Annotated in this window: 23 protein-coding genes; 13 read left to right on the forward strand and 10 right to left on the reverse strand. The window is 68.3% G+C overall.

Annotated features, from left to right (window positions below; translation table 11 throughout):
* Positions 1-71: 71 nt before the first annotated feature.
* The 3 genes from ACO07Z_RS14465 to ACO07Z_RS14475 form a co-directional block, all read right to left on the reverse strand.
* Complete coding sequence (locus ACO07Z_RS14465) at positions 72-731, reverse strand: alpha/beta hydrolase (RefSeq protein WP_421699339.1); 660 nt, start codon at positions 729-731, stop codon at positions 72-74.
* Entirely contained in the window at positions 731-2,695 is a 1,965-nt protein-coding gene (locus ACO07Z_RS14470) for a peptidoglycan DD-metalloendopeptidase family protein (protein WP_421699340.1), read from the reverse strand. Before ACO07Z_RS14470 ends, ACO07Z_RS14465 begins: the two co-directional genes overlap by 1 nt.
* Positions 2,696-3,013: 318 nt before the next feature.
* Positions 3,014-4,309 (reverse strand): alpha/beta hydrolase family esterase, encoded by a 1,296-nt coding sequence (locus ACO07Z_RS14475; protein WP_421699341.1) that lies wholly within the window; start codon positions 4,307-4,309, stop codon positions 3,014-3,016.
* Positions 4,310-4,658: 349 nt separating this feature from the next.
* Between ACO07Z_RS14475 and sdhC the strand changes: the two genes are divergently transcribed.
* The 10 genes from sdhC (at position 4,659) to ACO07Z_RS14525 (ending at position 14,286) form a co-directional block, all read left to right on the forward strand.
* A complete protein-coding gene (sdhC, locus tag ACO07Z_RS14480) occupies positions 4,659-5,051 on the forward strand; it encodes a succinate dehydrogenase, cytochrome b556 subunit (protein WP_421699342.1) in 393 nt (130 codons plus the stop codon).
* Between the two features lie 2 nt (positions 5,052-5,053).
* Positions 5,054-5,452, forward strand: coding sequence for a succinate dehydrogenase, hydrophobic membrane anchor protein (gene sdhD, locus ACO07Z_RS14485; protein ID WP_421699343.1), 399 nt, complete (start codon positions 5,054-5,056; stop codon positions 5,450-5,452).
* 4 nt (positions 5,453-5,456) lie between these two features.
* Complete coding sequence (gene sdhA / locus ACO07Z_RS14490; protein WP_421699344.1) at positions 5,457-7,298, forward strand: succinate dehydrogenase flavoprotein subunit; 1,842 nt, start codon at positions 5,457-5,459, stop codon at positions 7,296-7,298.
* A gap of 21 nt (positions 7,299-7,319) precedes the next feature.
* Positions 7,320-8,102 carry a succinate dehydrogenase iron-sulfur subunit gene (locus tag ACO07Z_RS14495; RefSeq protein WP_244450319.1) on the forward strand — a complete coding sequence of 261 codons (783 nt, stop codon included), beginning with the start codon at positions 7,320-7,322 and terminating at the stop codon, positions 8,100-8,102.
* Between the two features lie 70 nt (positions 8,103-8,172).
* Complete coding sequence (locus ACO07Z_RS14500; RefSeq protein ID WP_421699345.1) at positions 8,173-8,787, forward strand: LysE family translocator; 615 nt, start codon at positions 8,173-8,175, stop codon at positions 8,785-8,787.
* A gap of 4 nt (positions 8,788-8,791) precedes the next feature.
* A complete protein-coding gene (gene gluQRS, locus ACO07Z_RS14505) occupies positions 8,792-9,703 on the forward strand; it encodes a tRNA glutamyl-Q(34) synthetase GluQRS (RefSeq protein WP_421699346.1) in 912 nt (303 codons plus the stop codon).
* A 110-nt stretch (positions 9,704-9,813) separates the two neighbouring features.
* Complete coding sequence (mdlC, locus tag ACO07Z_RS14510; protein WP_421699347.1) at positions 9,814-11,445, forward strand: benzoylformate decarboxylase; 1,632 nt, start codon at positions 9,814-9,816, stop codon at positions 11,443-11,445.
* A gap of 88 nt (positions 11,446-11,533) precedes the next feature.
* Positions 11,534-12,247 (forward strand): spermidine synthase, encoded by a 714-nt coding sequence (locus ACO07Z_RS14515; protein WP_421699348.1) that lies wholly within the window; start codon positions 11,534-11,536, stop codon positions 12,245-12,247.
* A 20-nt stretch (positions 12,248-12,267) separates the two neighbouring features.
* A complete protein-coding gene (locus ACO07Z_RS14520) occupies positions 12,268-12,939 on the forward strand; it encodes a DUF2161 domain-containing phosphodiesterase (RefSeq protein WP_421699349.1) in 672 nt (223 codons plus the stop codon).
* Between the two features lie 129 nt (positions 12,940-13,068).
* Positions 13,069-14,286 (forward strand): glycerophosphodiester phosphodiesterase family protein, encoded by a 1,218-nt coding sequence (locus ACO07Z_RS14525; protein ID WP_421700826.1) that lies wholly within the window; start codon positions 13,069-13,071, stop codon positions 14,284-14,286.
* 11 nt (positions 14,287-14,297) lie between these two features.
* Here ACO07Z_RS14525 and ACO07Z_RS14530 read toward each other — a convergent pair whose 3' ends face one another.
* The 5 genes from ACO07Z_RS14530 to ACO07Z_RS14550 form a co-directional block, all read right to left on the reverse strand.
* On the reverse strand, positions 14,298-15,242 hold the full coding sequence (locus tag ACO07Z_RS14530; protein WP_421699350.1) for an AEC family transporter: 945 nt from the start codon (positions 15,240-15,242) through the stop codon (positions 14,298-14,300).
* Positions 15,243-15,245: 3 nt separating this feature from the next.
* Positions 15,246-15,539: a hypothetical protein gene (locus tag ACO07Z_RS14535; RefSeq protein WP_421699351.1), complete on the reverse strand. Its 294-nt coding sequence runs from the start codon at positions 15,537-15,539 to the stop codon at positions 15,246-15,248.
* A 176-nt stretch (positions 15,540-15,715) separates the two neighbouring features.
* Positions 15,716-16,312, reverse strand: coding sequence for a disulfide bond formation protein B (locus tag ACO07Z_RS14540; protein WP_421699352.1), 597 nt, complete (start codon positions 16,310-16,312; stop codon positions 15,716-15,718).
* A 10-nt stretch (positions 16,313-16,322) separates the two neighbouring features.
* Positions 16,323-16,478 (reverse strand): DUF5993 family protein, encoded by a 156-nt coding sequence (locus ACO07Z_RS14545; RefSeq protein ID WP_421699353.1) that lies wholly within the window; start codon positions 16,476-16,478, stop codon positions 16,323-16,325.
* A 91-nt stretch (positions 16,479-16,569) separates the two neighbouring features.
* Positions 16,570-18,786, reverse strand: a complete 2,217-nt coding sequence (locus ACO07Z_RS14550; protein ID WP_421699354.1) for a primosomal protein N' — start codon at positions 18,784-18,786, stop codon at positions 16,570-16,572.
* A 129-nt stretch (positions 18,787-18,915) separates the two neighbouring features.
* Here ACO07Z_RS14550 and ACO07Z_RS14555 point away from each other — a divergent pair, with 129 nt between their 5' ends.
* The 3 genes from ACO07Z_RS14555 (at position 18,916) to ACO07Z_RS14565 (ending at position 20,588) form a co-directional block, all read left to right on the forward strand.
* Complete coding sequence (locus ACO07Z_RS14555) at positions 18,916-19,908, forward strand: tyrosine recombinase XerC (RefSeq protein WP_421699355.1); 993 nt, start codon at positions 18,916-18,918, stop codon at positions 19,906-19,908.
* A 7-nt stretch (positions 19,909-19,915) separates the two neighbouring features.
* Positions 19,916-20,350, forward strand: a complete 435-nt coding sequence (locus ACO07Z_RS14560) for a VOC family protein (RefSeq protein WP_421699356.1) — start codon at positions 19,916-19,918, stop codon at positions 20,348-20,350.
* A 115-nt stretch (positions 20,351-20,465) separates the two neighbouring features.
* The gene (locus ACO07Z_RS14565; protein ID WP_421699357.1) at positions 20,466-20,588 is read left to right on the forward strand and encodes a hypothetical protein; all 123 of its coding nucleotides are present in this window, start codon (positions 20,466-20,468) and stop codon (positions 20,586-20,588) included.
* 74 nt (positions 20,589-20,662) lie between these two features.
* On the opposite strand, the gene ACO07Z_RS14570 is transcribed toward ACO07Z_RS14565, so the two are convergent.
* Positions 20,663-21,103, reverse strand: a complete 441-nt coding sequence (locus ACO07Z_RS14570) for a DUF1801 domain-containing protein (protein WP_421699358.1) — start codon at positions 21,101-21,103, stop codon at positions 20,663-20,665.
* Positions 21,104-21,144: 41 nt separating this feature from the next.
* The gene (gene lpdA, locus ACO07Z_RS14575) at positions 21,145-22,545 is read right to left on the reverse strand and encodes a dihydrolipoyl dehydrogenase (RefSeq protein WP_421699359.1); all 1,401 of its coding nucleotides are present in this window, start codon (positions 22,543-22,545) and stop codon (positions 21,145-21,147) included.
* Positions 22,546-22,551 lie beyond the last annotated feature (6 nt).

Genomic DNA, 22,551 nt, shown 5'->3' on the forward strand with positions numbered 1-22,551 from the left:
CGGCAATAGTCTATAGGGAGCGTGTCAGTCTTGTGAAGCGCCGGCGCGCAATTGGCCGCGTCCGGCCGGCTTCAGGCCAGAACCTCGGTCAGGAAGGTGCCAGCGAGAGTGAGCCCGGTGCCGTCAATGCCGTGGGCGAGGCCATTGGACAGATGCGCGCGCACCGCGACGCCCTGCTGCTGCAGGCTTTCCACCGCGCGTGGCAGCGCCATGGGCGGAATCACCTGGTCGAGGTCGCCATGGATCAGCAGCACCGGCGGGCGGGCGGTGATCTCCTCCGTGAAGGCCGCCGTCGCGCCCTTGGGCGGCAGGACATGGATGCCGGAGAAGCCGACAATGCCGGCGGGCGCGACCTTGCGGCGCAGGCCCACATGCAGGGCCATCATCGTGCCCTGGCTGAAGCCGACCAGCGCGAGGCGCGAGCCGGGCAGGTTCAGCCGCGCCAGCTCGGCGTCGAGAAAGCTGTCGAGCGCCCTCTGTGCGCTCTGCACCCCAGCCCACCGCTCGCGGTCATTGCGTTCGGTGTAGCCGAACCATTGCCGGCCGACCGGGGCGATGGCCAGCGGTTCCGGGGCATGGGGCGAGACGAAGGCGGTGTTGGGGAGCAGCGGCGCCCAATAGTCGCCGAGGTCGATCAGGTCACGCCCGTCGGCGCCATAACCGTGCAGCAGCACGACCAGCGAGGTGGCGGGGCCGCCGGAGCGGGGCGAAAGGCGGGGACCATCGAGCATCAATTGGTCTCGGCGTCGCCGGCATTGCTGGAAGCCACGCGCGGCGCACTGCTGTGGTTGAGCAGCGTGTCGATATTGGCACGCTCTTTCTCGAAGCTGGCGAGAATGCGCCCGTCCAGCGCCCGTCCGCGCGGCAGGCGGATGCGCATCGGATCGACGAAGCGGCCGTTCACCAGCACTTCGTAATGCAGGTGCGCGCCGGTGGAGAGGCCGGTGGAGCCGATATAGCCGATGAGCTGGCCCTGACGCACCCGCACCCCTTCGCGGATGCCCTTGGCGAAGCCGGACTGGTGCGAATAGGTGGTGACATAGCCATTGGCGTGCTGGATCTCGATGCGGCGGCCATAGCCGGAGGTCCAGGCCGCCTTCTTGATTACGCCATTGCCGGCGGCGTAGATCGGCGTGCCGGTGCGGTCGGACCAATCGACGCCCGAATGCAGGCGGCTATAGCCCAGAATCGGATGGCGGCGCATGCCGAAGCCCGAGCGCAGCTGACCGCCGGAGAGCGGCTTGCGCACCAGGAACTTCTTCGCGCTCTTGCCTGCGTCGTCATAGAAATCGAGCAGCCCGTCATCGGGGGTCTGGTAGCGGTAATAGCGCCGTTCCTCGCCGCCGACGGTGAGACCCGCATAAAGCACGCCGCCGGCGCCGCCCGCCTCGTCAGGCTCATAGAGCACTTCGAGCGAATCGCCGGCGCGCACGCGGCGCTGGAAATCCACGTCGAAGGAATAGACGCGGATCATGCTCTCGATCACCGGGCGCGGCACCTCGTGGCGCAGCGCGGTCTCCCAGATGCTGTCGTAAAGGGTGATGCGCCCGCCGCCGCTGTCCTCGTCGCCATCGTCCGGGCCGAGATCGGCGAGCTGGGTGTCGCTCGCCTCCTGAACGGGGAGGAAGGTACCGCTGTCGGACAGCGCCACCGTACCCTGATGGCCGCTCTCGCCGAACACCGCCACGCGCAGCGGCATCGCCCCCTCGGTGGCATTGTCGAGCAGCACCTTGAGCCGCAGGCCCGGCGCCAGCTTGCCCGAGAGTTCGCGTGTGCCGAAGGCGCGCGCCGCGCCATTGGCGGCGACATCCGGCACGCCGAGGTCAATGAGGATAGAGGCGACGGTGTCGCCCGCCTTCGCCACGACGGTGCGCTCGGACCAGTCATTGCCGCCGGAGGCATCCTCGGCGGACTTGTCGACCGCCGACATGTTCTCGGGCTGATGCAGCGCGTTCAACGGATCGGCGGCGCCAGACGGCGCATAGGCCATCATGCCGACGCTCGGGAAGGCCGGTGCGCGAGCGTCGGCAGTGGGCACGCTGAATTCGGCGGTCTCGCGCACCTTCATCAGCACATCTTCCATCGGCAGCTCGGCGGCGAAGCGTGTGCTGGGCGGAAGCGCGGCGATGTCGCGCAGAACGATGGTGAGGTCGCCGGTGGGTTCGGCCTGCACCGCATCGGCGTCGTCATTGGTCGATTCGGCGATCAGCTTGGCCGGGTTGAAGCGCGGCACGTCGACCGAGGCGGAGGTGACACTCTGCGCCAGGTTGGTCGCCACCTTGGTGACGGCGCGCACCTTGATGACCTCGCGGTCGCCGTCCTTGACGGTGGTGGACAGGCGCAGAGTCTGCTTGGCGCTGAAGCTTTCGGAGAGGATGGACATGCGGTCACCCTTGCGGGCGACGTTGGAGGGGCGCTCGCCCGCCGCCAGCGTGCCGCGCAGCGCCGAGCGCACCGTCTCCGGCGACTGGGCGAAGCGGTATTCGCCGTCGAGCGCGGCATAGACCGCGCCGCCCATCAGCGCCGCACCGCAAATGCCGGTGAGCAGCGTCGCCATCAGCCAGCGGATGGAGATGCGGCGGCGGTTGATCGGCTCTTCGGCATCGCCATCGACGCCGAGCGGGGGCTCGTCGCCGAGATCGAACGCCGCGAGGTTCGAACGCCTCGCGCCTGCCAGTCCGCGCCTCGTCTCCAACAGGCTTCCCCGCCTTCCCTCGTGGCGCGCCGCGCGGTCGAGGACCGGGGTGCGCTCGCATGTTTCCAACGGCGCCCGGCGGCGCTCGTGCAGTCGGCCCGGCACCCCGCTGGGCGCTGGCTTTGTGATCCGGCCCGGCAAGCGGTCGCTTGCGCAAGGACACGGCGAGAGGTTTTAAGATACCCTCGCGACAGATGGAGGGACGATGCCGCCCATGATCGCGCCCGTCAACCCGGCCCGTCATCGATTCGACGCAGACGCCGAGCGGCGAAGTCCCGATGTAAAGCGGGGCCTCGCGGCAAAAGGATGGCGGGGGCGCTACTGGGCGCTGGCAGCCCGGGCGCGCAGCGGGGAGGGCGGCGGCAGAGGCACCTGCGCCAGGCGGGTCGCGGTGGCCGGTGGAACTGCCTGCCCCGCGCCGGCCTGAACGAACCCATCCTGTCCGAAACCCGCCTGCAAGGGCAGCGGTGCGCCGGGCGCAAGCGGCCTGTGGAGCGCGGGCGTGGCCTCCGCTGCGGCAAAGGCGGTGGGTGCGGACGTGCCGGCGTCACGCGTATCGGCTTCCGGCACGATGCCCTGCCAGGCGTTGGCGAGCGTCGTCGGCTCACGCAGGATCGGCCGGGCAGGGGTCGCCGTGCGCGCGGGCGCTGCGGCGCGGGTGTTGGAGGTGGCGGCCACAGGCGCTGCGGCGGCGGGCGCGGCTGTCGCGATTTCAGCCGCCGGGGTGCCGCCGAAACGCTTGAAGAAGCTCCAGATCTCTTCCGGCGCGTCGAGCCCGCTGCGCCGCGGCCCGAGCAGCACGGAGGCGAGCGCATCCGCCGCATCGGTCGACTGCGCGGGCGGCTGGTGGCCACCGGCAATCTCGTAATAGGCGACGGCGGCGCCGGGGGCGCAATTGTTCCAGCGGGTGATGCGGGCCTGCGGGGCGCTGGAAATGTCCGGCGCGGCGCAGCCGCCGAGCCGGGCGAACAGGGCGGCGGTGGCGTCCGCCGACATCAGCCGGGCGCCGGGGGTGGGGCGACCGAACATCGGCACGATGGGATCATAAGTGCCGTTCATCAGCAGGATCGGCACCGGCTTCGACGGCCGGCAGCTTTCGGTGTAGCCGACCGGCACCGTCATCATCATCGTCGCATAGGCCTGGAAGCGGTCGGCATAGTTGCAGGCGACATAGGCGGTGAGGAAGCCGCCATTTGAGAAGCCCATGAGATAGGCGCGGGAGGGATCGGCGATGCCTTCTGCAACCAACGTGTCCAGCACGTCGAGCACGAAGCGGCCATCGTCGCGCTTGTGCAGCAGCGGGATAAAGCCGGCGATCGAACTGCGGCCGTCGTTCCAGAGGAGGTTCATGCCCTTGGGGTAGGCGACAATGAAGCCCTCGCGGTCGGCGATGGCGTCGAGATCGAGGTAGCGCTGCATCATTCCGGCCGGCTGCAGCGCGCCGTGCAGCGCGATCACCAGCGGCAGCGGGCCGGGATCGGCGTTCGCCGGGCGGTGTAGGATGAATTCGCGGGAGAGGCCGCCAGAGACCAGACTGCGCACCGAATCCGTCGGCGCGTCCTCCGCCTGGGCCTCGGCCGGGGAGGCAGCGAACCCGCCAAGGGCGAGAAACATCGCCAGGGCTGCGCCCAGCAGGCATCTGGGTTTCGCAAAAAGCATGGACGGCGCGACCTCGGATGGGCGGGTTCCGCAGGACCCCTAGAGACGGCGGATTTCCGTCAATTAAAAGGCAAAGATGGTTAACAGCCCGTCAGCGGCAGCTTTCGTGGAGCTTTCCTCCACCCACCGCGTTGGCGAAAAGGGGGTGCGCGAGCCGGCGCGGTTGCGCTAGGGTGCGCGCGCTGCAGCGCAACCTGAAAGAGGGCGCGCGGACGAACGATAGGATTTGCCTTTGGAATGATTGCGAACTGCAATCGTTTCCGCTACGCACACTTCATCTTCCTGAGTGATCTGGGACACCGACATGGCAGGAGCGGCCGAGCGGCCCCTTTCCCCACATCTGCAAATTTACCGCCCGATGCTGACGATGATGATGTCCATCGTGCATCGCATCACCGGCGTTGCGCTGTATTTCGGTACGGCACTGCTGGTGATCTGGCTGCTGGCCGCCGCCAGTTCCGGCCAGGCCTTCAGCACCGTGAACGGGCTTTACGGCAGCTGGCTGGGGCTTCTGGTGCTGGTGGGTTACAGCTGGGCGCTGATCCATCACGCGCTGGGTGGCATTCGTCACTTTGTCTGGGACACGGGCGCGGGCTTCGGCCCCGGGCCGCGCGAATTGTTCGCCAAGCTCACCATCGGCGGCTCGGTCGTGCTGACCGTCATCCTGTGGGTGGTCATCTGGCTGGTGAAGGGCTGATCATGAGCGTTTCCCCGGGTTCCTCCATGCGCACGCCGCGCCGGCGGGTCGCCGGCCTCGGCTCGGCGCGCTCCGGTACCGGTCATTTCTGGCTGCAGCGTCTCACCGCGATCGGCAATCTTCTGCTGATCCTGATCGCCCTGCCCATCGTAGTAGCGGCAGCGGGGCAGGAGCAGGCGCAGGTAGTGGCCATCATCGGCCATCCGCTGGTCGCCATCGTGCTGCTGCTACTGCTGTTCTCGATCTGCTTCCACATGCGCATCGGCATGCAGGTGGTGATCGAGGATTATGTCCACACGGAGGGGCTGAAGGTGCTCGCGCTGATCGCCAACACCTTCTTCACCATCGCGGTCGGCAGCGCCGGTGCGTTTGCCGTCCTCAAGATCAGTTTCGGAGGCTGAGACCATGGCCGGGACCTCTTCCGCCAATGGCGCCGCCAACGGGGCGTCGCCGCTCGGTGCGGCTTATCCCATCACCGATCATACCTATGACGTGGTGGTGGTGGGCGCTGGCGGCGCGGGGCTGCGCGCCGTCGTCGGCTGTTCCGAGGCGGGGCTGCGCACCGCCTGCGTCACCAAGGTGTTCCCGACGCGCTCGCACACGGTGGCGGCGCAGGGCGGCATCGCGGCCTCGCTCGGCAATATGGGCACCGACGACTGGCGCTATCACATGTACGACACCGTGAAGGGGTCGGACTGGCTGGGCGACCAGGACGCCATTGAGTATCTCGTGCGCCATGCCCCCGCCGCCGTCTACGAGCTGGAGCATTGGGGCGTGCCGTTCTCACGTACCGAGGAAGGCCGCATCTACCAGCGCCCCTTCGGCGGCATGACGGTGGATTATGGCAAGAGCCCGGCGCAGCGCACCTGCGCCGCTGCCGACCGCACCGGCCACGCCATCCTGCACACGCTGTACGGCGCGGCGCTGAAGCACTCGGCCGAGTTCTTCATTGAGTATTTCGCCCTCGACCTGATCATGGACGAGGATGGGCGCTGCCGCGGCCTCATCGCGCTGAAGATGGACGACGGCACGATCCACCGCTTCCGCGCCCAGACGGTGATCCTCGCTACCGGCGGCTATGGCCGCGCCTATTTTTCCGCGACCTCCGCCCATACCTGCACCGGCGACGGCAATGCCATGGTGCTGCGCGCGGGCCTGCCGCTGCAGGACATGGAGTTCGTTCAGTTCCACCCGACCGGCATTTACGGCTCGGGTTGCCTCATCACCGAGGGCGCGCGCGGCGAGGGCGGCTACCTCACCAATGCCGAGGGCGAGCGCTTCATGGAGCGCTACGCTCCCTCGGCCAAGGACCTCGCCTCGCGCGACGTGGTCTCCCGTTCCATGACGATGGAAATCCGCGAGGGCCGCGGCGTCGGCAAGAACAAGGACCACATCTACCTGCACCTCGACCATCTCGACCCGGCGATCCTGCATGAGCGCCTGCCGGGCATTTCCGAGAGCGCGAAGATCTTCGCCGGCGTCGACGTGACCAAGGAGCCGATCCCGGTGCTGCCGACCGTGCATTACAACATGGGCGGCATTCCCACGAACTTCCACGGCGAGGTGGTGACCAAGAAGGACGGCAACCCGGACCATGTGGTGCCCGGCCTGATGGCGGTGGGCGAATGTGCCTGCGTCTCCATCCACGGTGCCAACCGGCTCGGCTCCAACTCGCTGACCGATCTCGTGGTCTTCGGCCGCGCGGCGGCGCTGCGCTGCGCCGAACTGCTGACGCCGGGCGACAAGCAGCGCGAGCTGCCTTCCGGTTCCGCCGACCTCGCTCTGGCGCGCCTCGACCATTTCCGCAACGCCCAGGGCGGCACGCCGACCGCCGAACTGCGTCTGTCGATGCAGAAGGTGATGCAGAATAATTGCGCGGTCTACCGCACCGGCGAGGTGCTGGAGGAAGGGCGCAAGCTGATCGCGGGCGTGTTCGCCGGCTCCAGCGACATTCGCGTCACCGACCGCTCGCTGATCTGGAATTCCGATCTCATCGAGACGCTGGAATATGACAATTTGATCGCGCAGGCGAGCGTGACCATGGAAAGCGCCGCCGCCCGCACCGAGAGCCGCGGCGCCCATGCGCGCGAGGACTATCCCGAGCGCGACGACGCCCATTGGATGAAGCACACGCTGGCCTTCCTGGATTTCGAGACGCAGTCCGTGCGCCTCGATGATCGGCCGGTACACACCTACACGCTGTCGAACGACATCCAGTACATCGAGCCGCGCAAGCGGGTGTATTGAGCCGGAGAACGATCGCTCGCCATGGTCCAGCTCACGCTTCCAAAGAACTCGCAGCTTGTCGAAGGCAAGGTGTGGCCGAAGCCGCCCGGCGCCAACCGGCTGACCGAGTACAAGATCTACCGCTGGAACCCGGATGACGGGAAGAATCCAAGCGTCGACACCTATTATGTCGACCGCGACGATTGCGGGCCGATGGTGCTCGACGGGCTGATCTGGATCAAGAACAAGGTCGACCCGACCCTCACCTTCCGCCGCTCCTGCCGCGAGGGTATTTGCGGCTCCTGCTCGATGAACATCGACGGCACCAACACGCTCGCCTGCCTGAAGAGCATGGACGACGTGGACGCCTCGGCGGTGAAGATCTACCCGCTTCCGCACATGCCTGTGGTGAAGGATCTGGTTCCGGACCTCACACAGTTCTACGCGCAGCACGCCTCGGTCGAGCCCTGGCTGCACACCGAGACCCCGGCGCCGGAAAAGGAATGGCGCCAGGGGCGCGGCGACCGCGAGAAGCTGGACGGGCTGTATGAGTGCATTCTCTGCGCCTGCTGCTCCACTTCCTGCCCGAGCTATTGGTGGAATGGCGACCGCTATCTCGGCCCCGCCGCGCTGCTGCAGGCCTATCGCTGGCTGATCGACAGTCGCGACGAAGCCACCGGCGACCGGCTGGACGACCTGGAAGACCCGTTCCGGCTCTACCGCTGCCACACCATCATGAACTGCGCCAAGGCCTGCCCGAAGGGGCTGAACCCGGCCAAGGCTATCGCCGAAATCAAGAAGATGATGGTGGCGCGGCAGTTCTGAGCTTAACGCCAACGGGCGAAGCCACTATCCTGAGCCTCCGGGGCGCGTCGGCGCGCCGGGGGAGGAACCCATGGATGCCTCGACGCTGCTCGCCTTCGCGGCGGCCTTCTTCGTCTTCGCCGCCAGTCCCGGCCCCGACAACATGACCATTGTCGCGCGCACGCTCGCGCATGGCGCGCCGTCCGGGCTTGCCTATGGCGCCGGCACGGTCGCTGGGGTGCTCATCTTTCTCGGCCTTGCCGCCTGCGGCCTCTCTCTGCTGGCGCAGGAGATGGGCTGGCTGATGACGGCGCTGCGCTATGCCGGTGCCGTCTGGCTGGTGTGGATGGGCGTGCGGCTATGGACCGCCCCGCCGGTGGTGCCCGACTTAGCGCCCATGGCGGCGCGGCGCGGGCTGCTGCCGGACTTTGCCACCGGCGTCGCGCTCAATCTCGGCAACCCGAAGATGCCGTTGTTCTATGTCGCGCTGCTGCCGAATGTGGTGGGGCCTTCCCTGACGCTCGGCCAACTCGCCAGCCTGTCCGTTGTCATCCTGGCCGTCGAACTCGTGGTGGTTGGCGGCCATGTGCTGCTGGCCGGCCGCGCGCGCCGGCTGTTGCGCACGCCCAAGGTGGTGCGCCGCGTCAACCGCACCGCCGGGGGCGTGATGGTGGGTGCGGGCGTCGCGGTGGTGGCGGTCCGCTGACACCGTGTCCCGTCCCGTCTTCCGCTTCGCACCAAGCCCGAACGGGCAATTGCATCTCGGCCATGCGCGCTCCGCGCTGATCAATGACGCGCTGGCGTGGGCCAGCGGGGCCCGGCTGCTGCTGCGGATCGAGGATATCGACGCCACCCGCTGCCGGCCGGAATTCGAGGCCGGCATTTATGAAGACCTCGCCTGGCTCGGGCTAGACTGGGAGCGGCCGGTGCGCCGGCAATCCCAGCATTTTGCCGACTATCGGTCTGCACTGGCCCGGCTGGAAGCGCTGGATCTGATCTATCCCAGCTTCGAGACCCGTGGCGATATCCGCCGCGCTGTTGCGGAACGGTCGGGCTGGCCGAGCGACCCGGACGGGGCGCCGCTGTTTCCGTTCCCCCGCGCGGCGCTGAGCCCGGCGGAGCGCACCCGGCGCGTGGCCGCGGGGGAGCCCTACGCGCTCCGGCTCGATATGGACCGGGCTCACGCGCTAGCGGTGGAGAGGGCGGGCGCCCTCGGCTGGCAAGAGGTGGATGCTGCGGGGACGGTGAGGGACATCGCCGCCGATCCGCTCGCCTGGGGCGACATCATCCTCGCCCGCAAGGAGGTGCCTACCTCCTATCACCTGGCCGTAGTGGTGGACGATGCGCTGCAGGGCGTGACACATGTGGTGCGCGGAGCTGACCTGAAGGCGGCGACCTCGGTGCATCGGCTGCTGCAGGTGCTGCTGAGCCTGCCGGCGCCGCTCTACACTCATCATGCGCTGCTGCTGGATGCGGAAGGGCGCAAGCTCTCCAAATCCATCGGCTCGCGGAGTCTGGCCGCCCTGCGTGCCGAGGGTGTGACGCCCGACGAGGTGCGCCGCCACGCGCTGGAGCCGCAACGCGTGGGCGAAAGCGCGGAGTCGTCACTCGTGCGCAAATGATAGGGTTGAGTTCCCCTGAGTAATCGGGAAAGTTTGTCCGCCCGGCGCCGCGACATGGTGATCGCGCGGGGCAAGCTGCGCGGCCTGCGGGGGCCGGGGGTGAGGACGATATGGCGGGCTCGACCGTGCGTTCGGTCACGTATGATCTGCTGCGTGATCTTGGACTGACAACCTTTTTCGGTAATCCCGGCTCGACGGAAGAGACCTTCCTCAAGGAGTTTCCGGCCGATTTCACCTATCACCTCGCCTTGCAGGAGGCGTCCGCCATCGCCATCGCCGATGGCTATGCGCAGGCCACCGGCAAGCCCGCCATCGTCAATGTCCACACCGCGGCGGGGCTGGGCAATGCGATGGGCAACCTCATCACTGCCGCCCTCAACAAGACGCCGCTTATCGTCACCGCTGGCCAGCAGACGCGCGAAATGCTGCTGATGGAGCCGTGGCTAACCAATGTCGACGCCACGCAGCTGCCGCGTCCCTGGGTGAAATGGAGCTATGAGCCGGCGCGGCCGGAGGACGTGCCCGCCGCCTTCATGCGCGCCTATGCGACTGCGATGCAGGCGCCGGCCGGGCCGGTGTTCCTTTCCCTGCCGCTGGACGATTGGGATAAGCCGCTGGAAGGCCGCGCGGTGGTGCGCACGGTGAGCCATCGCATCGCGCCCGATCCGGACCGGCTGGCGGCGTTTGCCGAACTCCTCTCCGGCGCCGAGCATCCGGCGCTGATCTTCGGCGCCGCCATCGATCGTGGCGCAGGCTGGGCGGACGCCATCGCCCTGGCGGAGGCGCTCGACGCCACCGTGTTCGCGGCGCCGGCAAGCGAACGCTGCCCCTTCCCGGAAGATCACCCGCTCTATGCCGGCGGGCTGCCCTTCGCCATCGGCCCGCTCAGCGAGAAGCTGAAGGGGCACGATGTCGCCATCGTCATCGGCGCGCCGGTGTTCCGCTATTATCCCTATGTCGCGGGCGACTACCTGCCGGAGGGGCTGCGCCTGCTGCATGTCAGCGATGACCCAGCGGAAACAGCGCGCGCGCCTGTGGGCGACAGCCTGGTGGGCGATCCCGTTCTCGCGACACGGGCGCTGGCCGGGCTGGTGACGCGCCGGGCAGGCACGGGCGCCGCCCGCGAAAAGCAGCCGCACCGCATGGCGCCGCATCCAGCATCGGACGCGCCGGCGACCACGGATGAGGTGCCGACCGCCGCCGAGGTGTTCGCCGCGCTGGCGCAGGTGCGGCTGCCGCACACTGTGCTGGTGGAGGAATCACCTTCCAACCTCGCCGATCTGCACACGCATTGGCCGATCACCGAGCCGGCGACCTTCTTCACCTTCGCCAGCGGCGGGCTCGGCTGGAACCTGCCGGCCTCCGTCGGCATCGCGCTGGGCGAGCGCGACACCGGCCGCAACCGCCCGGTGATGCTGATCATCGGCGACGGCTCGTTTCAATATTCGCTGCAGGGGCTGTGGACGGCGGCGCGCGAGCAGGTGCCGCTGGTCGTCATCGCGCTGCGCAACGGCGAGTATGGCATTCTTAAATCCTTCGCCGTGCTGGAGGAGACGCCCGGGGTGCCGGGGCTGGACATTCCCGGTCTCGATCTCGTCAGCCTCGCCAAGGGCTTCGGCTGCGCCGCCGAGCGGATCAGCGATCTCAGACTGCTGAAGGAGCGGGTGGCGGCGGCGTTCAACGCCACCGGGCCGACCGTGTTCGAGGTGCCGATCAACCCGTCCATCCCGCCGCTGATCTGACCAGCGCGGGCGCGCGGCGCACGGGCGTCCTTGCCCGGTGGCCCGGATCGGGGCTACCGAGGGGGGACGCCCTCCGCCGAGATGACCGATGATTCCCTGGACCGTGCTCGCAACCGCCCAAGTGCCCGATGGCGGCGAGCTGCGCCTCAAGCGGCGGGGCGATGAATTCTCCATCATGGCCGGCGCCACCGAGCTGATGAACAGCCGCCTCAGCGGCTCGGAGCAGGCGCTGGCCACACTTGTCTGCGGTCGCCTCGGGGCGCGTCCGGGGTTGTCGCTGCTGATCGGCGGGCTCGGCATGGGCTTCACCCTGCGTGCCGCGCTGGGGGAGGTGGGCCCTGACGCCGAGGTCATCGTGGCGGAACTGGTGCCGGCGGTGATCGACTGGGCGCGCGGGCCGATGGCGGCGCTTTTCGGCGACAGCCTGACCGACCCCCGCGTCACCTTGGCGGAGGGCGACGTGGCCCAGCTCATCGGGGAGGGGCGCGCGCGCTATGACGGTATCCTGCTCGATGTCGATAATGGGCCGGGCGGGCTGACGCGGGCGGCGAATGACGGGCTGTACAGCCCGGCCGGGCTCGGCGCGACCTGGGCGGCACTGCGGCCGGGCGGGATGCTCGCGGTGTGGTCCTCGGCGCCGGACAGCGGATTCACCGCGCGCCTGCGCCGGGCGGGCTTTGCGGTGGAGGAGGCGCGGGTGCGCGCCCATGGCAAGAGCGGTGCGCGCCATGTCATCTGGCTGGCGGAGAAGCCGGCCAAGCGTGCGCCACCCGTGGCGGTCCGTCCGCCGCGCCGCTTCTGACGCCGGGCGCGGAGGCCATCATGGAGACCTCGCTCTATCTGCCGATCAAGCGCTTTCTCGAACAGCGCGGCTTCACCGTGAAGGGGGAGATCGGCGGCTGCGATCTGGTGGCGCTGTCCGAGGACGAGACGCCGGTAGTGGTGATCGGCGAACTGAAGCTCAGTTTCAATCTGGAGCTGGTCCTTCAGGCGGTCGACCGCGCCGGCGCAGGCGACGAAGTGTGGCTAGCGGCGCGGGCCTCCGCGCGCGGCAAGGGTCGCGAGAGCGATGCACGCTTCCGCAATCTCTGCCGCCGGCTCGGCTTCGGCATGCTCGCCGTGGCGCCCGATGGCGAGGTGACGATCCTCGTCGCCCCCGATGCGCCGATGCCGCGCAAGGACCCGCGCCGCCGCTCGCGTCTGGTCGCCGAGCACAGGCGGCGGCAGGGCGACCCGGCGGTGGGCGGCGGTTCGCGCGTGCCGGTGATGACCGCCTATCGCCAGCAGGCGCTGGCCTGCGCGGCGGCGCTCGCGGCGGGCCCGGCGCGCCCGCGCGATTTGCGCCCGCACGCGCCGGATGCCGGGAAGATCCTGCTTTCCAATGTCTATGGCTGGTTCGCCCGCGCTGAACGCGGCGTCTATGCCCTCACCCCGGCCGGGTATGAGGCGCTGGCACGCTGGCCGCAGCCGCCCCGGGAGGAGGTGGCCGGCTGACGCCGCGTCAAACCCCTGTCACCGCCGCGGGATAGCAACGCGCATCGCCCGAGCCGACAGGAGAGCTCCGTGACCTTCTTCCACGCCCTGCGCGCAACTCTGTGCCCTGCCACCCGACCGCTTGTCCCGGTGCTGTTCGCGCTCGCGCTCGCCGCGCCGGCGGCGGCCGAGAACGCAAGCGCCGCGATCACCGACATCGAGATCGGCCCGCGTCCGTTTTATCTCGTCGGCGAGATGAAGGACGGGGCGCTGAAGGACCAACTGGCGCAGTGCAAGGGCCCGTTCACGGCGAAGAACTTCTCCATCTCCCATCGCGGCGCGCCGTTGCAGTTCCCCGAGCACACGCGCGAGGGTTACCTCGCCGCCGCGCGAATGGGCGCCGGCGTCATCGAATGCGATGTCGCGTTCACCAAGGACCGCGAACTGGTGTGCCGCCATGCCCAGTGCGACCTGCACACCACAACGGACATCCTTGCACGGCCGGAACTCGCGGCCAAATGCTCGGAAGGCTTCCAGCCCGCCGACCCCGCGACGGGGCGCAAGGCAAGCGCCAAATGCTGCACCAGCGACCTGACGCTGGCCGAGTTCAAATCGCTGCGGCCGAAGATGGACGGCTTCAATCCGCGCGGCGTGACGCCTCAGGAATATATGGACGGCACGCCGAGCTGGCGCACCGATCTGTATGTGAACCGGGCGACGCTGGTGTCGCACAAGGAATCTATCGATCTAGTGAAGTCGCTGGGTCTCAAGTTCAGTCCCGAACTGAAGACGCCTGAAGTCGCCATGCCGTTCGAGGGCGACTACAGCCAGGAGCACTACGCCCAGCAGATGATCGACGACTACAAGGCGGCCGGTGTCGACCCGAGCTATGTCTACGCCCAGTCCTTCCGCCTCGACGACGTGCTCTATTGGCTGAAGGCCGAGCCCGCCTTCGGCGCGCAGGCGGTCTATCTTGACGGGCGTGACGAGGAGAGCAAGGGTTTCGACAATATGAAGCCCGAGACCTGGCAGCCCTCCATGCAGGAACTGGCGGATAAGGGCGTGAAGATTCTCGCCCCGCCGCTGTGGATGCTGGTGACCCACAAGGACGGCCGGATCGTGCCTTCCGTCTACGCTGAAGAGGCGAAGAAGGCCGGGCTCGGCCTCATCAGCTGGTCGCTGGAGCGCTCCGGCCCGCTCAATACCGGCGGCGGCTATTACTACCAGTCGGTCAAGCCGGTGATTGACCGCGATGGCGACATGCTGGCGCTGCTCGACGTGCTGGCCCGCGACATCGGCGTGATCGGCGTGTTCTCCGACTGGCCGGCGACCACCACGTTCTACGCCAACTGCATGAAGCTCGACTGAGGGCGGGCCTCTCAGCTGACCCCGAGGATCAGGAACCAGAGCGTCACGGTGAACAGGCTCACCGCCGTCGACAGCGAGACCGCGCTGGCGGAGGCGGCGACGCCGGTTCCGTAACGCTGGGCCAGCAGATAGGCGTTGATGCCGCAGGGCATGGCGGCGAACACGACCGCCACATCCGCCCAGACCGGCGGCATCGGCAGCAGCCGGGTCAGCGCATAGACGATGGCCGGGTGCACACCGAGCTTGAGCACGGTGATGAGCACGGCCGGGCCGACATCGCCCCGCACGGGATAGCGGTGGAGAGCGAGGCCGAGCGAGACCAGCGCGCAGGGGACGGCGGAGGCGGCGAGCAGATCGAGCGTCTGCTTCAGCACGCCGCCCGGCATATAGCCTGTGAGCTTGGCGATGCCGCCGGCATAGATGCCGAGCAGGATTGGGTTGAGCGCCAGCATGCGGCCAAGCTGGCGCATCGTCTTCAGCGAAAGGCCGGCGGCCGCGCCTTCGGCCAGCACGGTGGCCAGTACCATCATGATCGGCAGATGGATGGCGATGAGCAGGAAAAGTGGCACGGCGCCCTCCGGCCCGAAAGCCTGGAGGATGAGCGGCACGCCGACGAATACGGTGTTCGCCTGCCCAGAGGTGAAGCCCTGGATCACCGATTCGAGGTGGCCCCGCCCGAACAGCCGACGTGCCGCCAGCATGCCGAGGGCAAAGACGGTGAAGGCGCCGGTGAAATAGGCGATCCAGTAGCCCCAGGGCTGACCCTCCGCCGGAAGCTGCGCCTCGGCCAGGGTCTTGAAAATGAGCACCGGCACCGCCAGCCCGAACACATATTCGGACAGGCCCTCGGCGGCGCGCTCGCGCAGATGGCCGGAGACGGAAGCGATGAAGCCGAGTCCGATGAGGCCGAAGACCGGCGCCACGACGAGGGCGATGGCGCCGAGCTGGGCCAGCATGGCTTAGGCCGCGATCTCGCCGGAGGCGCTGGAGACGAGGTGGGAGCTGCGCACCGGCACCATCACATCGATGCGCGCCCACAGCCGCTCGGCGAGTTCCGGCCCGGCGACGAAGGCGATCTCCGCCCGCAGCGTGCCGAGGCGAGCGGGGTCGATCCGCCCATCTTCCGGCCCGTCAAGACGGATGCGGGTGGGCTGGACATCGTGGATGGCGAAGGGCTCCAGCAGGCGAAGCATGAGGTTGGGATGAGCGTCCGCCTCGACGACGAGGCGGTGGCGGCACAGAGCGGCAGGCATGGGAACGTCCGATGATGACGAGAATTCGGGAGGGCGTGCGTTCAGGAAACCCGGCCGAACCTGTCGGCCGGGCGGCGAATTCGCCATCCCGCGCAAAACCGCGCTGTCTCGATCGAAGCGATCATCATGGTGGCGAAGCTAGGCCGCGCGCATCGCGCCGTCAATGGCCCGCCCGCTCAGGGCGCCAACGCCGGCGACGGCCCCTCGCCCTCAAGGAGCTGATAGCTGACCGGATCGTCCGGGCAAAGGCCGCCGCCGCACTCGAACACGGTGGAGACGCCATTGCCCAGCGCCAGCAGGGCGATGAGCGCGAAGGCGAAAAGCGCCAGCCCGCTGAGCGTGTAGGTGCGCGGCACCGGCGCAAACTGACGGTCGAACAGAAGCAGAAGCGCACATCCGGCGACGATGACCACGAACAGCAGCGCCGCCCAGCTATAGAAATGCAGGCCGAGAAAGGCGGCGCCGAAGGTGCCGGAACCCGGCACGATGTGGAGTAAGACCTGCCGCACGGCCACCACATCGCCGGCGATGGCGGACAGCATGGCGAGGGCATAATGGCTGGGGCGCGGGCCGAACTTCAAATTCAGCGCCAGACCCACACCGACGCCGACAAAGCCGGCGCGCTGCAGGATGCAGAGCGGGCAGGGAAATTCGCCGCCGACAAACTGGTCGTAGAACGCGACCAGCAGCACCGCGCCAATGGCGATGAGGCCGAGCGCATTGAGCAGCCGCGACAGGTCCGGGGTCAGGGCGGGGGCTTTCTCGGGGGTCATAGCCGCACCCTCACAGTACGATGTCGAGGGCAGAGGTGGCGTGCAGCTTGAACAGCGTCAGCAGCACCCCGATCGACACCAGCCCGGCCGCGACGGCCAGCGCCCGTCGGCCGGTGGCAGCGAAGCCGAGGGCGACGCAGAACCCGAAGAAGGGAAGGCTCATCATCAGGCTGCACTCCTCGCGCCGGCGCGGCTACCATCGATTCACAAGAGCAGGATTATACCGCAAAGTCATGACGCAGCGCGGCAGCCTGCCTCTAGACGAAGCTCTGCGGATCGATGTCGATATCCACGCGCAAACTGCCCGTGGCACGAGGGGCGCCAGTTATCCAGGCGCGGACATAGGCGGAGAGATCGAAGCCGCGTTCGCAGCGGGCGAGCAGCCGGTAGCGATGACGACCGCGAATCAGCGCTAGCGGCGCCTCGGCGGGCCCCAGCACCCGCACCTTGTCGGTGAAGGGCGAACAGGCGGCGAGCGCGCGTGCATGGGCCTGCGCCGCATGCGCGTCCGTACCGGAGACAATCAACGCGCAAAAGCGGGCGAAGGGCGGCAGATGCGCCTCCTCGCGGATGGCGATTTCCCGATCGTAGAAGGCATCGCGATCTCCGGCCACGAGCGCCTGCATGACGGGGTGCTCGGGCATATAGGTTTGCAGGAATGCCCGCCCTTCCAGCTCGTGGCGACCGGCGCGGCCGGCGACCTGATGCAGCAGCTGGAAGGTGCGCTCGGCCGCGCGGGGATCACCGTGCCCCAGGCCGACATCGGCATCGACCACGCCGACCATGGCGAGACCAGGGAAGTTGTGACCCTTGGCGACCAGCTGGGTGCCGATGATGATGTCGACCTCGCCATCCTCGATCGCCTTCAATTCCGCGCGCAGCCGCTCCACCCCGCCGGCGAGATCGCTGGAAAGCACCTGCAGCCGGGCTTCCGGGAACAGCTTGGCCGCTTCCTCATGCAGCCGCTCGACGCCGGGACCGCAGGGAATGAGCGCGTTGGGCTCGTGGCAGTGCGGGCATTCATTGGGCACCGGCATCGCATAGCCGCACTGGTGACACTCCAGCCGGCGGCGGAAGCGGTGCTCGACCAGCCAGGACGAGCAGGAGGGGCATTTGATGCGGTGGCCGCAGGCGCGGCACAGAGTGAGCGGGGCATAGCCGCGCCGGTTGAGGAACAGCAGCGCCTGCCCGCCGGCCTCAATAGTGCTCTGCATCTCTCGGGCCAGGCGTGGCGCGATCCACTGGCCGCGTGGTGGCCCCTCGCGGCGCAGGTCGATCGGCTCCAGTCGAGGCACTTTTGTGCCGGCAAAGCGTTCCGGCAAAGCGAGCCTAGCGTAGCGCCCGCGCCGTGCATTCACTTCCGTTTCGATGGAGGGGGTGGCGGAAACGAGGGCGATGGTGGCCCCTTCCAGCCGCGCCCGCACCACGGCCATGTCGCGGGCATGGTAGTGGACGCCATCCTCCTGCTTGTAGGCGCTGTCGTGCTCTTCATCGACCAGGATCAGGCCAAGATCGCGGAAAGGCAAAAACAGCGCCGAGCGGGCACCGGCCACCACGGCGACCTCGCCGGACGCCACGCCGCGAAACACCCGCCCGCGTCGCTTCGACGACACGGCCGAATGCCACTCCGCCGGCCGCACGCCGAAGCGGCGGGCGAAGCGGTCGAGAAAGGCCTGGGTAAGGGCGATTTCCGGCATCAGGATCAGCGTCTGCCGCCCCTGCCGGATCGCCTGCGCCACCGCCTCGAAATAGGTCTCGGTCTTGCCTGATCCGGTGACGCCGTCGATCAGGAAGGGCTGGAAACTCCCGGATTTTACCGAATCCACCAGCCGCGCGGCGGCCTCCGTCTGGGCCGGCAGCAGGTCCGGGGCGGCGTGGTCCGGGTCCGGCGCCTCGGCGGCGGGCTCGGGCGGCAGCACGACGGTTTCGAGCACGCCGTCATCGATCAGCCCGTCCACCACGGAGGGCGAGACGCCGGCTTCTTTCGCCGCCTCGCTTTTCGCGCGCACGAGGCCGTCCGTCAGCGCTGCCACCACTTTCTCGCGCGCCGCCGTGCGCCGGGCGGGGCGGTGATCGGTCAGGCGCACGCCGACGCGCTCGCGGCCGATGCCAGCGCTTTCATCATGGCGGAGGGCGAGGCGCAGCACCATGCCGGGCGGGGTGACGGTGTAGTCGGCGATCCATTGTATGAACGCGATCATCCGCGCGTTCAGCGGCTCCACCTCGCAGCGGCGCTGGATCGGCTTGAGCTTGGCCGGGTCGACCGGCGTGGCCTTTTCCGGGCTCGGCCAGACGCAGCCCAGCATGTTCCGCGTTCCGAGCGGGACCACCACGATGTCGCCGGGCGCCACCTCCATCCCCTCCGGCACGCGGTAGGAATAGGCGGCGCCGAGGGCAAGCGGCAGCAGCACATCCACCACGCGCACCGGCGCGGGAAAGAGAGATGGGGAATCGGCGACGTCGGGGCTCGGCATGGCGTCTTCTTAGCGCATTGCGGCAGCAAGCGTCGCCACATCCTCATCCCGGCCGGAGCGGAGCGCAGAGCCGGGATGACGAATTTTAACAGTGTCGCCGCTACAATGCCCGCCTTTACGGAGGGCGGCATGGCAAGCACGGACGCACAGAAGGCGGCGCGCGCCGAGCGTGCTCTGCTGGCGGGAGCGGCGCCGGATGTGGCGGAGGCGCTGACAGGCTGGCTTGGGCGCCTCGGCCATGAGCGTCGGCTCTCCCCCAAGACCCGCGAGGCCTATGCCCGCGATGTCGCGGCCTTTCTCGGCCTGCTGGCGCGACAGATCGGACATGCGCCGACCCTCGGCGACCTTGACGTGCTGGAGCCGCGCCACGTGCGCGCGGTGATCGCCGCCCGGCGTGCGGAAGGCATCGAGGCCCGCACACAGATGCGCTTTCTCGCCGCTGCCCGGTCTTTTGCACGCCATCTTGAACGCGAAGGGCTCGGCAAGGTCGGCGCGCTAACCGCCGTGCGAGGCCCGCGTGTGCCGCGCACCCTGCCGCGCCCGCTCGCGCCACCGGACGCGCGCGCGCTGGCCGACCCCGCCACGCGGGCGGGAGACGCGCGTGAGCCCTGGATTCTCGCCCGCGACGCGGCGGTGATCGCGCTGCTCTACGGCTCGGGTCTTCGCATCTCGGAAGCGCTGGGAATGATGCGGCGCGACATGCCGGAGCCGGGGCGCGGCGACCAGATCGTCGTCCACGGCAAGGGCGGCAAGACGCGTATGGTGCCGGTGCTGCGGCCGGTGATCGAGGCGGTCGACGCCTATGCCCGCGCCTGCCCGTATGAGCTTGAACCGACCGCGCCGCTGTTTCGCGGCGCCAAGGGCGGGCCGCTCTCGCCACGCATCGTGCAATTGGCGGTGGAGCGCATGCGCGGTGCGCTCGGCCTGCCCGACAGCGCCACGCCGCACGCGCTGCGCCATTCCTTCGCGACGCATCTGCTGGGGCGCGGCGGTGACCTGCGCTCGATCCAGGAACTTCTCGGCCACGCCTCGCTTTCGACGACGCAGATTTATGCCGCCGTCGATACCGAGACGCTGATGGCAGCGTGGAAGGCGGCGCATCCCCGCGCCACCGCCAAATGAGGGGCCCATGACGCCAATCCAGCCAATGATCGAGCATATGTCGATCGGGGTCAGCGATTATGCGCGGTCCCTCGGCTTTTATGATGCGGTGCTGGCGCCGCTCGGCTTCGTCCGGGTGTCGTCGCATGAGGACCCGGAGGGCGAATCCGCCTGCTGGGGGCCGGAAGGCGAACTGCCCTCGCCGGAGGGCACGCCCGGGGCGGCGCCGTTCTGGATCCAGCACCGCGCTGACCTGATTACCCCACCGCCGGGCTTCCACCTCTGCTTCATGGCGCCCACCCGCCGCGCTGTGGAAGCCTTCCACGCCGCGGGGCTGGCGGCGGGTGGACGGGATGCCGGCGGGCCGGGCCTGCGGCCGCATTATGGCGAAGGCTATTTCGCCGCCTTCCTGTTCGATCCCGATGGATGGAAGATCGAGGCCGTGACCTACACGGATGCGTGAGGCGGCCGTTAAATCACCCCGGGGTGGTGTCGGGAAACCAGAACGGGGCTTTTCACCTTGGGGAAGCTGGGTGACACTTCGGACCATTGGACCCCGACAGCAGAGGAGACATTCCATGAAGCGTCTCGTGACCGCTCTGTGTGCGCTTGCCCTGATCACGGCCGCGACGGGTGCCGCTTTCGCCGATTGCCCGGCGCATGCGGCCAAGCCGGCGCAGACCGAGGTGAAGGGTTCCTGACCCAACCTCTTCTCCACCTGGACAAAAACGGCCCGGAAGGCGACTTCCGGGCCGGCTTTTGTGTGGGAAGCACTTCAGGGTTTCCAGCCCGGCAGGGCGGCTGCCTGGCGGATCCAATCGGCCAGTTGCCCCTCATCGACTGCATCGCCCTCGTAAATGTCGATCCAGCGTGCGTCCTTACTGCGTTCGGTTGCGCCCGGCGGCAGGGGCAGCAGCGAGGTGCCGGCGAAGAACGTGACTTTTACGTAGCGGGTGAGCACATGGAAGGAGAGGAACCAGCCCTCGCCTTCGACGCCATAAAACGGCGAGTTCCACCGCACAGCCTTGCGCACGCCGGGAACGGTCTGCACCACGAGCGCGTCGATCCGCTCTCCGCAGGCGCGCTTCCAGCCCGGCATTGCGGCGATGTAGGCCTGCACCGGCGCGTCGCCGTCGGCCTTGGCGATCTGCGGGTTGCCCCCGGAAAGAAGGACGACTTTCCCTTCCGGGGCGGCGGGGGGCTTCTCACGGGCCATGCGGAACTCCAGCGGATGGAGGGGCAGGGTGGCCACGCGCCTCACATGTGAATGGCGCGCTTTTCGACCGCCATGGCCGCTTCCTTCACCGCCTCGGACCGGGTGGGGTGGGCGTGGCAGGTGCGGGCGAGGTCTTCCGACGAGCCGCCGAACTCCATCAGCACGGCGCATTCATGGATCAGCTCGCCGGCTTCCGAGCCGATGATATGCGCGCCCAGCACGCGGTCGGTGGTGGCGTCGGCGAGGATCTTCACGAAGCCGTCCGTCTCGTCATTGGCCTTGGCGCGGCCATTGGCGAGGAAGGGGAACTTGCCGACGGTATAGGCGATGCCGGCCTGTTTCAGCTCTTCCTCGGTCTTGCCGACCGAAGCGACTTCCGGGAAGGTGTACACCACCGCCGGAATCACATCGTAATTCACATGGCCGGCCTGCCCGGCGAGCAGCTCGGCCAGCGCCACACCCTCGTCTTCGGCTTTGTGCGCCAGCATCGGGCCGGCAATGGCGTCGCCAATGGCGAAGATGCCGGGGACATTGGTGCGGTAATAATGGTCGGTGACCACGCGTCCCCGACCGTCCTTCTCGACGCCGAGCGCCTCCAGCCCCAGGCCTTCCGTATAGGGCACGCGGCCGATGGCGACGAGCACCACATCGGCTTCCAGGGTCTGCTCATCGCCGCCGGCGGCGGGCGCGATCGCGACCTTGAGCGTGTCCCCGGAGCTGTCGACGCCGGTGACCTTGGCGCCCAGCTTGAACACCACGCCCTGCTTCTCGAGGATTCGCTGGAACGACTTGGCGACCTCATTGTCCATGCCGGGCAGGATGCGGTCGAGATATTCGACCACGGTGACCTCAGCACCGAGGCGCCGCCACACACTGCCGAGTTCCAGCCCGATGACGCCGGCGCCGACGACAAGCAGCTTGCCCGGCACTTTCTCCAGCGCGATGGCGCCGGTGGAGGACACGATGCGGGTCTCGTCGATGGTGATGCCGGGCAGCTTGGCCACATCCGAGCCGGTGGCGATGACGATGGCCTTGGTCTCCAGCGTCTGCTGCCCGCCATCCGCCAGGGCCACATCGACCTTGCCCGCTGCCGGGATGCTGGCCGTGCCGTGGAAAGTGTCGATCTTGTTCTTCTTCATCAGGAAGGCGACGCCCTTGGTGTTGCCTTCCACCGCCTGGTCCTTGAAGCCGAGCAGCGCCGCGTGGTCGAGCTCCGGCGTACCGACCTTGATGCCCATCTTGGCAAAATGGTGCCCGGCCTCCTCGAAGCGGTGCGAGGCGTGCAGCAGTGCCTTGGAGGGAATGCAGCCAATGTTCAGGCAGGTGCCGCCGAAGGTGGCGCGCTTCTCCACCACCGCGACCTTGAGCCCGAGCTGGGCGGCGCGAATGGCGCACACATAGCCGCCGGGGCCAGTGCCGATGACGACAAGATCGTAGGACATGTTGCT

This window comes from Ancylobacter sp., assembly GCF_965229075.1.
In the GTDB taxonomy this organism is placed as follows: Bacteria; Pseudomonadota; Alphaproteobacteria; order Rhizobiales; family Xanthobacteraceae; genus Ancylobacter.

What these genes read in the sequence shown, in the direction of transcription:
- ACO07Z_RS14465 (WP_421699339.1), bottom strand. Translation starts at nt 731, where the DNA reads ATGCTCGATGGTCCCCGCCTTTCGCCCCGCTCCGGCGGCCCCGCCACC.
- ACO07Z_RS14475 (WP_421699341.1), bottom strand. Translation starts at nt 4,309, where the DNA reads ATGTTTCTCGCCCTTGGCGGGTTCGCTGCCTCCCCGGCCGAGGCCCAG.
- sdhC (WP_421699342.1), top strand. Translation starts at nt 4,659, where the DNA reads ATGGCAGGAGCGGCCGAGCGGCCCCTTTCCCCACATCTGCAAATTTAC.
- sdhD (WP_421699343.1), top strand. Translation starts at nt 5,054, where the DNA reads ATGAGCGTTTCCCCGGGTTCCTCCATGCGCACGCCGCGCCGGCGGGTC.
- sdhA (WP_421699344.1), top strand. Translation starts at nt 5,457, where the DNA reads ATGGCCGGGACCTCTTCCGCCAATGGCGCCGCCAACGGGGCGTCGCCG.
- ACO07Z_RS14495 (WP_244450319.1), top strand. Translation starts at nt 7,320, where the DNA reads ATGGTCCAGCTCACGCTTCCAAAGAACTCGCAGCTTGTCGAAGGCAAG.
- ACO07Z_RS14500 (WP_421699345.1), top strand. Translation starts at nt 8,173, where the DNA reads ATGGATGCCTCGACGCTGCTCGCCTTCGCGGCGGCCTTCTTCGTCTTC.
- mdlC (WP_421699347.1), top strand. Translation starts at nt 9,814, where the DNA reads ATGGCGGGCTCGACCGTGCGTTCGGTCACGTATGATCTGCTGCGTGAT.
- ACO07Z_RS14515 (WP_421699348.1), top strand. Translation starts at nt 11,534, where the DNA reads ATGATTCCCTGGACCGTGCTCGCAACCGCCCAAGTGCCCGATGGCGGC.
- ACO07Z_RS14520 (WP_421699349.1), top strand. Translation starts at nt 12,268, where the DNA reads ATGGAGACCTCGCTCTATCTGCCGATCAAGCGCTTTCTCGAACAGCGC.
- ACO07Z_RS14530 (WP_421699350.1), bottom strand. Translation starts at nt 15,242, where the DNA reads ATGCTGGCCCAGCTCGGCGCCATCGCCCTCGTCGTGGCGCCGGTCTTC.
- ACO07Z_RS14535 (WP_421699351.1), bottom strand. Translation starts at nt 15,539, where the DNA reads ATGCCTGCCGCTCTGTGCCGCCACCGCCTCGTCGTCGAGGCGGACGCT.
- ACO07Z_RS14540 (WP_421699352.1), bottom strand. Translation starts at nt 16,312, where the DNA reads ATGACCCCCGAGAAAGCCCCCGCCCTGACCCCGGACCTGTCGCGGCTG.
- ACO07Z_RS14545 (WP_421699353.1), bottom strand. Translation starts at nt 16,478, where the DNA reads ATGATGAGCCTTCCCTTCTTCGGGTTCTGCGTCGCCCTCGGCTTCGCT.
- ACO07Z_RS14550 (WP_421699354.1), bottom strand. Translation starts at nt 18,786, where the DNA reads ATGCCGAGCCCCGACGTCGCCGATTCCCCATCTCTCTTTCCCGCGCCG.
- ACO07Z_RS14555 (WP_421699355.1), top strand. Translation starts at nt 18,916, where the DNA reads ATGGCAAGCACGGACGCACAGAAGGCGGCGCGCGCCGAGCGTGCTCTG.
- ACO07Z_RS14560 (WP_421699356.1), top strand. Translation starts at nt 19,916, where the DNA reads ATGACGCCAATCCAGCCAATGATCGAGCATATGTCGATCGGGGTCAGC.
- ACO07Z_RS14565 (WP_421699357.1), top strand. Translation starts at nt 20,466, where the DNA reads ATGAAGCGTCTCGTGACCGCTCTGTGTGCGCTTGCCCTGATCACGGCC.
- ACO07Z_RS14570 (WP_421699358.1), bottom strand. Translation starts at nt 21,103, where the DNA reads ATGGCCCGTGAGAAGCCCCCCGCCGCCCCGGAAGGGAAAGTCGTCCTT.
- lpdA (WP_421699359.1), bottom strand. Translation starts at nt 22,545, where the DNA reads ATGTCCTACGATCTTGTCGTCATCGGCACTGGCCCCGGCGGCTATGTG.